The organism is Microbacterium commune, assembly GCF_014836945.1.
Taxonomy (GTDB): domain Bacteria; phylum Actinomycetota; class Actinomycetes; order Actinomycetales; family Microbacteriaceae; genus Microbacterium; species Microbacterium commune.
The window spans coordinates 1,180,078-1,190,450 of record NZ_JACSPX010000001.1 but is presented as its reverse complement, the minus strand read 5'-3'; the positions used below and the strand labels follow the sequence as shown (position 1 = coordinate 1,190,450).

The 10,373-nt window shown below is 69.4% G+C and carries 7 protein-coding genes; 2 read left to right on the top strand and 5 right to left on the bottom strand.

Annotated features, from left to right (window positions below; genetic code table 11):
- Positions 1 to 5: 5 nt before the first annotated feature.
- Positions 6 to 260, top strand: coding sequence for a monovalent cation/H+ antiporter complex subunit F (locus H9633_RS05460; RefSeq protein ID WP_225211250.1), 255 nt, complete (start codon positions 6 to 8; stop codon positions 258 to 260).
- Positions 257 to 655 carry a monovalent cation/H(+) antiporter subunit G gene (gene mnhG / locus H9633_RS05455; RefSeq protein WP_191712387.1) on the top strand — a complete coding sequence of 133 codons (399 nt, stop codon included), beginning with the start codon at positions 257 to 259 and terminating at the stop codon, positions 653 to 655. Before H9633_RS05460 ends, mnhG begins: the two co-directional genes overlap by 4 nt.
- Positions 656 to 872: 217 nt before the next feature.
- Here mnhG and H9633_RS05450 read toward each other — a convergent pair whose 3' ends face one another.
- From H9633_RS05450 to H9633_RS05430, 5 genes are all read right to left on the bottom strand, one after another.
- The gene (locus H9633_RS05450; RefSeq protein WP_071644825.1) at positions 873 to 1,634 is read right to left on the bottom strand and encodes an alpha/beta fold hydrolase; all 762 of its coding nucleotides are present in this window, start codon (positions 1,632 to 1,634) and stop codon (positions 873 to 875) included.
- A gap of 99 nt (positions 1,635 to 1,733) precedes the next feature.
- On the bottom strand, positions 1,734 to 4,376 hold the full coding sequence (locus tag H9633_RS05445; protein WP_191712386.1) for a penicillin acylase family protein: 2,643 nt from the start codon (positions 4,374 to 4,376) through the stop codon (positions 1,734 to 1,736).
- A gap of 104 nt (positions 4,377 to 4,480) precedes the next feature.
- Positions 4,481 to 6,664: a YhgE/Pip domain-containing protein gene (locus tag H9633_RS05440; RefSeq protein ID WP_318247203.1), complete on the bottom strand. Its 2,184-nt coding sequence runs from the start codon at positions 6,662 to 6,664 to the stop codon at positions 4,481 to 4,483.
- Positions 6,661 to 9,621, bottom strand: a complete 2,961-nt coding sequence (locus H9633_RS05435; protein ID WP_191712385.1) for a YhgE/Pip family protein — start codon at positions 9,619 to 9,621, stop codon at positions 6,661 to 6,663. Before H9633_RS05435 ends, H9633_RS05440 begins: the two co-directional genes overlap by 4 nt.
- Positions 9,618 to 10,301: a TetR/AcrR family transcriptional regulator gene (locus tag H9633_RS05430; RefSeq protein WP_191712384.1), complete on the bottom strand. Its 684-nt coding sequence runs from the start codon at positions 10,299 to 10,301 to the stop codon at positions 9,618 to 9,620. The genes H9633_RS05435 and H9633_RS05430 overlap by 4 nt, the downstream gene beginning before the upstream one ends.
- Between the last annotated feature and the right edge of the window lie 72 nt (positions 10,302 to 10,373).

Genomic DNA, 10,373 nt, shown 5'->3' with positions numbered 1-10,373 from the left:
TGATCATGATCATCCTCGTCGTGTTCGGCATCGCGGCGATCCTCGCCGTGATCCGCATCGTTCTCGGCCCGTCCATCCTCGACCGCACCGTCGCGTCGGATGTCCTGCTCACGGAGGTGATGTGCGTGCTCGGCGCCGACATGGCGCTGAACGGCCACACGCGCAACATCCCGGTGATGCTGATCATCGCGGCGGTCGGCGTCTTCGCGTCGATCTCGGTCGCCCGCTACGTCGCACGAAGGGACAACACGACACCATGACCGTGACATCGTTCCTCGAGATCGCCGTGCCGGCGCCCGTCGCCGAGACCATCGCTCTGGTGCTCGTGCTGTTCGGCGCGATCCTCTGCCTGTCGGCCGCCGTCGGCCTGCTGCACTTCCGCGATGTGCCCAGCCGCCTGCACGCGGGCACCAAGCCCCAGGTGCTGGGCCTCGTGCTGATCTGCCTGGCGATCGCCGTCTCGCAGCGCACGATCGGGGGCATGCTGCTCGGGCTGGTGATCGTGATCCCGGTGATCCTGCTGCAGTTCGCGACCGCGCCGCTGTCGGCGCACATGGTGGGCCGGCAGGCGTACCGCAACGGCACGATCCAGGCGCACACCCTCGTCGTCGACGAGTACGCGGAGTCGAAGCAGACCCCGCCCGCCGCCGGCTGAGCCGGTCGCGCCCGCCGCCGGGCGGCTGACGCCCCGGTGCCCGCTCGGCTGAACCGTTGACGATCCGGGGGCCGACACTCCACATGTCGGACCGATCCCGGGCATCCGTCCGACATCTGGAGTGTCGGCCCCCGGGGTGTGAACCGGGGACACCCGCTGGGGCGGCACCGGGGGCGCGGCCGGAGGGGGACGGCGGACGCCGCGGAACCGGGCGGGGTCAGAGGTCGCGGATGAAGTCGCGGATCGTGTCGGCCGCGCCACCGGAGTCGCTGATCAGCGTGCCGTGGCCATGGTCGGGGATCTCGACGAACCGGGCATCCGGAACCATGTCGACGATCTCGCGGCACCAGGTCATCGGGGCGAGCGGATCGCGCTGCCCGCGCACGACGAGCACCGGCACACCCACCCGCGGATACGCGTTCTCGGGTCGGTGCACGATCGTCGCCTTCATCTTGCGCAGCAGATGCGGTCCGCCGCGCAGGTACTCGCGCGCTCCTCGCCACAGCACTTCGGGACGCTCGTGCAGCAGGTCCCACAGCAGATATCCGGCTTGAGCCCGGATGCTGCGCGACGCGCTGTTCACCGTCGGGCCGGCGAGCACGAGCGCAGAGACGACATCCGGGTGGCGCACCGCGATCTCGGCGGCGATCTGGCTGCCCATCGAATGCCCCATGATCACCGCGTCGTCGATGCGGCGGCTGCGCAGGTACGCGGCGACGAGATCGGCGTGACGCTCCATGGTGAGCGTGCGTGCGGGTTCGGGCGCCTCGCCAAAACCCGGCAGGTCGAGACCGATGATCCGACCCCCGAGGCGCGAGGTGAGGTCGAGGTACACGCTGCGGCCCATGCCGATGCCGTGAACCAGCACGATAGGGCGCGGACCGGCGCCGAAGTCCTCGTGCACTAGCGTCGCGCCGGCGTAGGCGAACTCGCCGATGTCGGCGACGGTGCCCTCGGGTGCGAGCAGGCGTTCGGGCATCCCTCTACGGTACCCGGCCGCGGATGGGCGTCATCCGACCGACATCCCTCTTCGTCACCCGGCCGGGGGTGGACGTCACCCGACCGACATCCCGGAGCGCTACCCGGCGGGGGTGAGCACCAGCCGATCGACGGCCGCCTTCTGCACCGCCTTCGTCGAGAACGCCCACGGCTTCTGGATGCCCTTGGCCCAGTCTCCGGTCTGGTCGGTGTAGTGGGAGTTGAACGCGTGCCCGCTGGCGCCGGTCAGGTGGTTCCAGGTCGAGGCGTCGAAGTCGTCGAGGTCGATGACCATCCGCATCGACGGCACGGTGACCGTCGCGTACGACTCGCCCAGCCGCCAGCCGGTGGCGTTCACCACCGAGGCGCCGCCGCCGACCGGGTAGGGGCCGCGGTTGAAGAGCATCTCGATCGGGGCGATGCCCGAGGTGCCGAGGGTCGAATGGGTCAACGAGAGCGCGTGCAGGTCGCCCCAGCGCCACGCGGTCACGTCCTCGCCCTGCAGCTCTGCGAGCTCGTCGTAGGCCTGATCGGCAGACAGCGCGAGCATAGACTCCATGTCGTCGACGCCGAGGCGCGCGTTCTGCCACAGCGGATCCGCCGGATCCTCGAGCATCTGGCCCACGACGGTGAACAGGCGCCCCTGGTCGCCGACCGGCATCGAGACCTCGCGGTCGATGAACAGGTTGTGCACGAGGTTCGACCAGAGCACGTTCGCGTAGGCCGCGGCGGGGGAGTCGGGGGCGTTCTGCACGTCCCACGTGCGCAGCAGGTCGACGGCGGCCTTCGGCCCCGTGCGCTCGACCGGCACCGCATCCATCGCGGCCGCGAGCTGCTTGCCGATCCACATCTCATCGTCCATCTGGATGTCGCGCATGTCCTGCGCGGTGAGTGGGGCGGCCGCGGCGCGGCGCTCGATCAGGTGCGCGATGCGCGCGGCGCGGTACCCGTAGTCCCAGTCCTTCGAGAGGAAGTAGTCGTAGTCGTCGCCGACGATCGCATTGTTGGCCGTGACGATGTAGCCCTCGCGCGGGTTGTACCACACGGGCAGCTCGTCGAACGGGATGAAGCCCTGCCAGTCGTAGCTGCTGTCCCACCCCGGCTGCGGCAGGGTGCCGTCGCCGGCGCCGCGGACCGGCAGCCGCCCCGGCGCCTGGTATCCGATGTTGCCCTCGAGATCGGCGTAGATCAGATTCTGCGCGGGCACGTCGAAAAGGGATGCGGCGCGGCGGAAGCCCTCGAAATCCTCCGCCATGTTCATCGCGAACAGGGCGCTGGAGGTGGTGCCGGGGTCGAGGGCCGTCCATCGCAGGCTGACGGCGGTGTCGCCGGACGGGATCTCGGGTGCGCCCGCGAGCGGCAGCGCAGCGTCCGCGTCGCCGACCACGGGGTCCTCGCTGATGGCGGTGAAGTCGTCTGCGAGGCCGGAGATGATCGGGCCGTGGGCGGTGCGCCGGATGGTCAGCGGCACGTCGTCGCCGCCGGCGACCTTGATGACATCCTTCTCGATCTCGAGCGGGACGAGGGCGCCGTCACGCCAGTACGAGTCGCCGTCGATCTTCTCGACGTACAGATCGGCGACATCGGTGGTCAGGTTCGTGAACCCCCACGCGATCTTCGCGTTGTGCCCGATCACCACGCCCGGCATCCCCGAGAACGAGAACCCGCCGACGTCGAACGGGCAGGCCTCGCTCACCTTCCGACACTTCAGCTGCACCTGATACCAGACCGACGGCAGCGCGGCGCCCAGGTGCGGATCATTGGCCAGCAGCGGCATCCCGCTCTCGGTCAGATCGCCGGACACGACCCACGAGTTCGACCCGATGCCCTCGCCCGCGCCACCGAGCAGCATGCTGGCGGCCTCGATGACGCTGTCTGCCTCGTGCCACTCGACGGTGCGCAGCGCGTCGGTGATCTCGGCCTCGCCGCCCGTGGAGAACGATGCCGGAACCGCGTCGGTCGCGACCGGATCGACGGGCGAGATCTCGGGCACGATGATCGGGTTCTTGTCGAACGGGTAGTCGGGGTAGAGCTTCTTCACCAGCTCGCCCGTCTGCTCGGCGGTGTCGCCGGCGTCGACGAGCCGCGCCGCGAGCAGGGCGCGATCGGTCTCGTCCTCGATGTTGGTGCGGAGGTCCCAGGCCATCGCCTTCAGCCACGCGACGGAGTCGGCGGGCTCCCACGGCTCGGGGCGGTAGTCGGGGTTCTGCATGCCGAGAACGGCATACTCGAGAGACAGCTCGGCGCCCGACCGCGACGACAGGTAGGCGTTCACGCCGTCGGCGTAGGCCTGGTAGTAGCCGAGCGTCGTCTCGTCGAGCGCCTCGACCTCCTGCTCGGCGACCGTGCGCCAGCCGAGCGTCCGCAGGAACTTGTCGGTGCCGACCTGCGAGGCGCCGAACATCTCCGCCACGCGTCCCGAGGTCACGTGCCGGCGGAAGTCCATCTCGAAGAAGCGGTCCTGTGCGTGCACGAAGCCCTGGGTGAACAGCAGATCCTCGGCGGTGGAGGCGGTGATGGTCGGGATGCCGCGGTCGTCCCGCTGCACGGTCACCGACTTCTCCAGACCTTTCAGCGCCAGCTCTCCCGACGTCTGCGGGAAGGATCGCTGGATCGTCCAGGTGAGGAAGAATGCGGCGGCGACGGCGATCACCACGAGGGCGGCGACGACGAGGAACGCGATTCTTCCGATGCGGGCGGCAAGGCTGCGGGGTCGCCTCGCAGCGGGGATATCAGTCGTCATCGGCGGAAGGTCCTCAAGGGTAGGTGGGACTGCGTGTCACGTAGTCCGGGTGCGCGTCTCGGGAAAGCGCGCGCCCTGGCATACTACCCATTCACCGAACGAGATCACATGAGCTTCGTCGACTGCAGGGCCGCCAGCATCTTCTGATTGCTGCGGATGAACGGGCGTCGCAGCACCAGGCCCAGCAACAGGGCGGGAACGGCGAACGCGAGCAGGCAGCCGAGCGAGATGACGTAGTCGTTCTGGTGGATGCCGGCGATGGTCGAGCGCATGGCGTTCACCGCATGCGTCGCGGGCAGGAACGGGCTGATGCTCTGGAACCACGGCGGCAGCACCTGCAGCGGGTACGCGCCGCCCGATCCCGAGATCTGCATCACCAGCAGAAGCACTGCCAGCGCTTTGCCGGCGTTGCCGAAGGTGACGACGAGCGTGTAGATGATCAGCGTGAACACCAGCGACGCGACCCACCCGGCGAGGATCAGCAGGAGCGGATGCCGCGGCTGCACCTGCGTGAACAGCACGCTGCCGAGACCGAGCAGCGAGCTCTGCAGGAATCCGACGACGGCGAAGATGCCGAACCGGCCGAGGTAGGTCTCGGTGGGGGAGAGCTCGGGCAGTCCCGTGGAGCCTCCGCGCGGCGGGTCGACGCGGATCGCGACCGCGGTCAGCAGCGCACCGACCCACAGTGCCAGCACGGTGTAGAGCGGCGTCATCGCGGCGCCGAAGCTGATCACCGAGTACACCGGCACGCGGGTGAGCTCGACGGGCTCGGCGAGATGCGTCGCGAGCGCGTGGGGATCGGCGCCGATCAGCTCGGTCAGCTCGGTCAGATCGCCGGTGTCGCGAGCGGTCGCGAGCGCCGAGGCGAGCTCGTCGAACCTGGCCGCGGTCTCGGTGAGCGAGTCGGAGATGCCGGCGGTGAGCGCCTCGGCGTCGGACAGCGCCGAACCCGTCGACGAAGAGCCGGTGAGCGAGCCGGCGGTGCTCGACAGGTCGCTGCCGATCGTGTCGACGCCGGTGCTGATGCGCGCGAGCGTCGATGCGAGGGCGTCGAGCTTCGGGCGCAGGCTGTCGGTGTACGAGCGGCGCGCGTCGTCGACCGCGGCCTTCGCCTGAGCGGTGAGCTGCTCGATCTCGGCGCGGGTGCTCTGGCTCGCGGTGCCGGCGATCGTGATCTGCGTCGCGGCCTCGTCGAGGCGCTCCTGCAGCGCCGTCTGCCGCGCGACGGCCGCGTCGATGGCCGACACCGATGCGTCGAACGCGTCGAGCGCGGTCTCAGGCAGCAGCGGCCGCACGTCCCGCACGAGTCCGTCGCGCAGGCTCTGCAGCTGATCGACCTGAGTCTGCACTCGGTCCGCCAGGGCGGTGATCGTGCGCGCCGCGCTCGCCGACTGCGTGTCCATGGTCTCGAACACCTGGTCGATGCTGTCCGACACCGACTGGTAGCTGTCGGACGTGCCTTTCAGCGCGGCATCGAGCGATGCGGTGGTCGACGACAGCACGTCGTCGAGCGAGGCGGCGGCGGCCGTCCCGCCGCCGAGCGCACCGCGGGCGTCGCGCAGCGCGTCGCCGGAGGCGCTCACCAGGCCCGAGGCGCTGTCGACCAGTGGTCTGCTCGACGAGATGAGCGACGTGAACATGTCGGCGGTCCCTGCCCCTGCGCGCAGCTGCGCGGCGACCGATTCGACTCGCGCCTGCAGCCTCGACAGCGCCGCCTGGGTGTCGGCGTCGTCGAGGTAGTTCGACAGGGAGGTGATGATGTTCAGCCCGGCTTCGCTGAGCGTCTCGGTGAACACCTCGTTGATGCTCTTAGTGACTTCGCTGGCGCCCTGCCCGGTGATCTTCGGGGCGAGCGCGTTCTTCTTCTCGTTGAGGTAGTAGTCGATGCGGGTGCGATCGCCGTCGTTCGCGTAGAACGTCATCATGTCGGCGCTGAAGGTCGTGGGCAGCACGATCGCCGCGTAGTACTCGCCCGACCGGGTGCCGTCGATCGCGTCGTGCTTCGAGGTGATGACCCAGTTCAGGTCGTCGTTGGCGCGCAGTACCGACACGACCTGTTCGCCGACGTTGATGCGCAGCGGCATGAGGTCGCTCTGATAGCCGTCGTCGGTGTTCGCCACCGCGACAGTGAGGTTGCGGGTGTTCTCGAACGGGTTCCAGCTCGCGATCACGTTGAACCAGGTGAACAGCGACGGGATCACGACGAGCCCGAAGAGGACGATGACGGCCATCACGCTGCTCATCGCCCGTCGGAGGTCGTGCCGCATGACGGCGAGGACGTTGCTCACTTGTCGTCCTCCATCGGGTCGGGCCGGTCGGGTTCATCGGATGCGGGACGGTCGGGTGCCGGTTCCGGATGCTCGGCGACCGGCGGGGCCGCCGGCTCGGCGACAGGCTGGGCCGCCGGTTCGGCGAGATCGGCCCGGTCACCGGCATCCACGGTCTGCGGCGCTTCGTCGGCGAACAGCTCGTCGAGGGCGATCGTGTCGTCGTCGGGGCCGGTGGCGTCGACGCTCCGCTGCTCGGGAGGGGCGTCGGGTCGGGTTCCCGGATGCTCGAGCACCGCCGTGCGCGTCGACGTCGCGGCGTCACCACCGGCAGACGTCGCCGCCGCGGCGGCATCGGCGGAGACGGCGGGACCCACGGAGGGTGCCGAACCGGCATCCGGGTCTGCGAGCACATCGCGCCGTGCGGAGTTCTCGACGGCGAGGGCCCGGCGCAGCTCGGCATCCGGCATCTCGCCCACCTCGGCGGCCTGCTCGATGCTCTGCCTGATGTACTCGAGCGCGACGAGGAAGCCGATCAGCAGCAGGCACCAGAGCGCGCCGAGACCGAGCACGACCGCCTTGGCGCCCGGGATCAGCCAGCCGCACAGGGCCAGCACGACCACACCCGCGGCGCCGACGAGCAGTGTGAGGCGCAGGCGCGTCGCGTAGTGCTCGCTGAAGCGCCGCGCGCGCTGCGCGACGTCGGCGCGGAAGCCGTCGCCGTCGGTGAGCGCCCGGATGATCTCCGGTGTGCGACGGCGTCCGGTGATCTGCACGTCTTCGCTGACCATCAGCTCGGTCTCGGCCAGACGTCGGTTGAAGAGCAGCGTGAAGTTGCCCAGGCGGCCCCGCAGGAACAGCCCGAGCCCCCACGCCAGCGCCACGAAGATCGCCAGCATGCCCATGAAGCCCCACCAGTGACCGCCGTAGAAGCCGCTGATGGCCTCGCGCATGGCGTCGATACCGTACGTGAACGGAAGGAAGGGGTACAGCGCGCGGAAGAAGTCGGGCATCATCTCGATCGGGTACAGCCCCGAGGCGCCTGGGATCTGGACGATGACCAGCAGGATGCACAGGCCCTTGCCGACGATGCCGAAGCACACCGACAGGGCGTAGATGATGCTGAGGTACGCGAGCCCGATCAGCACGCCGGTGCCGACATAGGCGACCGGGTTCGCGGTCTGCACCCCGATCACGAGGTTGCCGACGCACACCAGCACCGCCTGGAACACGGCGATCGTGGCGAACAGCAGCCAGCGGCCGATGTAGGCCCGGCGCACCGTGATGCCCTCGACGCCCTCTCTGTCGACCTCGACCCTCATGATCACCATCAGCACGAATGCGCCGATCCAGAGCGAGAGATTGGTGAACAGCGCAGCCATCGCCGAGCCGTAGGCAGCGGTGGGGAACATCGTCTTCGTGTTCACCTCGACGGGCGATGCCATGAATCGCGCGATCTCATCGGGCTCGAGGCCGCTGACCGCGCTGAGCCTGTTCCAGATCTCGGCGGATCCGAGGGCGAGCACGTCGGTGCGAACGGTGCCGAGCGCGGTCTCGGCGGTGGCCAGGTCGCCGTCGAACGCGGCGAGAGCGTCGGCCGTGCCGGCGAGCTGACTCTTCAGGCCCCCGAGCAGGCTCTGCGCCTGGGCGACCTGGCTGCGCTGCGCGCCGAGAGCCGAGGAGAACGCATCGGCGCTCGCCGCGAGCTGCGACATCACGCGGTTCAGCTGCGGCACACTCCGGGTGAGGGCGTCGCGGATGGCGGTCGCCGAGGTGGCGGCCTGGCCGACGGCGCCGTTGACACTGTCGGCAGCGCCGGTCACGGCGGTGATCGTGCTCGACACGTCGGCCGTCAGCTGCGTGAGGTCGGCGAGCACCGTCTGGTCGGCCGCGATGCGCTGCTGCAGACCGACGATCGCCTCGCTCAGACGCTGCGCGGCAGCGGATCCGGGTTCGGCGCGCTCGAGCGCCGCCTGCAGCTCGTCGAGGGCGGCGGCGTTGGTCTCGATCACCGCGTTCAGATCGTCTGCGGTCGTGCCGACGGCGGCGTTCGCCTGCTGCAGACCGGATGCCAGGGTCGCGATCGAGCCGTTCATCCTCGCGGCGGCATCGGCGATGAGCGTCGAGCCCGAGACGTATGCAGAGGTGACGCTGTCGGTGACGGCGAGCAGCTCCTGCTGCGCCTCTCCTGCGATCTGCTGCGCCTGCGCCACGGCCGTCTGCACGTCGGCGAGCGTTCGGTCGACCTTGCCGAGAGAGCGCGATGCCCGGTCTATGCCGTTTGCGGCATCTATCAGCCCTGTCTGCAGGTCGGCGAGACGCTCGCGAGCTGAAGAGACCTTGCCCGTCGCCTCGTCGAGCGCCCCCACGGTGGAATCCCGTGCGCCGGTGAGGCGGCCTTCGGCATCCAGCCCCGCGTCCTTCAGCTGCTCGCTGACCGCCTCGGCGACCGTCGAGACGAAGGTGCTGTTGATCTGGTTGTCGAGAGTGGACGCGCCGACGTCGGTGATCTTCGGCGCGATCGCGCTGGCCTTCTCGTTGACGTAGTACTTCAGCTCGGGCCGGGTGAACTCACCGGTCGTGATGCTGACGAAGTCGCGGCTGAAGTCGGACGGGATGATGATCGCCGCATAGCTGCGTCCGCTGCGCACGGCATCCATCGCCTCGTCCTCATCGACGAAGTCCCAACCCAGCTGATCGTTCTGCCTCAGCTGTTCGACGAGTTCGCCGCCGATGTCGATGCGGCCTGTGAGCTCGGACGACGCCCCTGCGTCCTGGTCGACGATCGCGACGCTCACCTGCTGCGTGTTCGAGTACGGGTCCCAGAACGCGACGATGTTGAACCAGGCGTACAGCGACGGGGTGACGATGACGCCGATGATGATGATCCACGCCTTGCTGACCCGCGCCAGCCGGCCGAGGTCACGGCGATAGACGCTCCAGGCGTTCGGCCTGACGGCGGTGCTCGTGCCGCTCACGCGGGGCTCTCCGTGATGGCGGGGTGCGCGGCGATGGCGGGGTGTTCGGTGATGTCGGGGTGTTCGGTGATCTCGGGGTGTTCGGTGATGTCGGGGTGGGAGGCGAGCAGCTCGTCGGTCTCGCGCCACGACAGCCCGGCGATGCTCAGCACGGTGCGGACGGCGAGGTTCGCGGCGCCGCTGCTGGAGGCGTCGGTGCGGGCGACGACGGTGCGCGCGATCTCCTCGATCAGGCGCGAGAGCGTCGGGGCTGCGAGGTCGGTGCGGAAGCTGCCGTCATCCTGACCGCGCTGCACGAGCTGTGCGACGGCCCGGCGCAGCGGCGCCAGGGCGGAGGCGGTGTGCTCGACGTGAGCTTCGTCGAGGGCGAGCGCTGCGCTGACCTGCACGTGCGCGGCCTCCTGCCACAGACGCGCGGCGAGGCGGGCGAGGGCGATGCGGGCATCGGCGTCGGTGATCGATTCGGCGATCGCGTTGAAGCGCTGGGCGCCGGTGCTGATCAGCTCGCGGATCAGCGCGTCACGGTCGTCGAAGTGACCGTACAGGGTGCGCCGGCTCAGGCCCGCGCTGCGGGCGATGACGTCGACGCTGGCGTAGGGATCGAGCGCGAGCGTGCTGCGAGCGGCGTCGAGGATGCCGGCGCGGTTGGCGCGTGCGTCGGAACGAGGTTCACGGGGCATGCTTCGATGTTAGTTATGTTGCACAGTGGTGTGCAACATAGTGCGGTGAACTCTCAGCGACGCCGGTACGAA

Coding starts and splice junctions, on each gene's coding strand:
- H9633_RS05450 (WP_071644825.1), bottom strand. CDS start 1,634: ATGCCCGAACGCCTGCTCGCACCCGAGGGCACCGTCGCCGACATCGGC.
- mnhG (WP_191712387.1), top strand. CDS start 257: ATGACCGTGACATCGTTCCTCGAGATCGCCGTGCCGGCGCCCGTCGCC.
- H9633_RS05430 (WP_191712384.1), bottom strand. CDS start 10,301: ATGCCCCGTGAACCTCGTTCCGACGCACGCGCCAACCGCGCCGGCATC.
- H9633_RS05445 (WP_191712386.1), bottom strand. CDS start 4,376: ATGACGACTGATATCCCCGCTGCGAGGCGACCCCGCAGCCTTGCCGCC.
- H9633_RS05460 (WP_225211250.1), top strand. CDS start 6: ATGATCATCCTCGTCGTGTTCGGCATCGCGGCGATCCTCGCCGTGATC.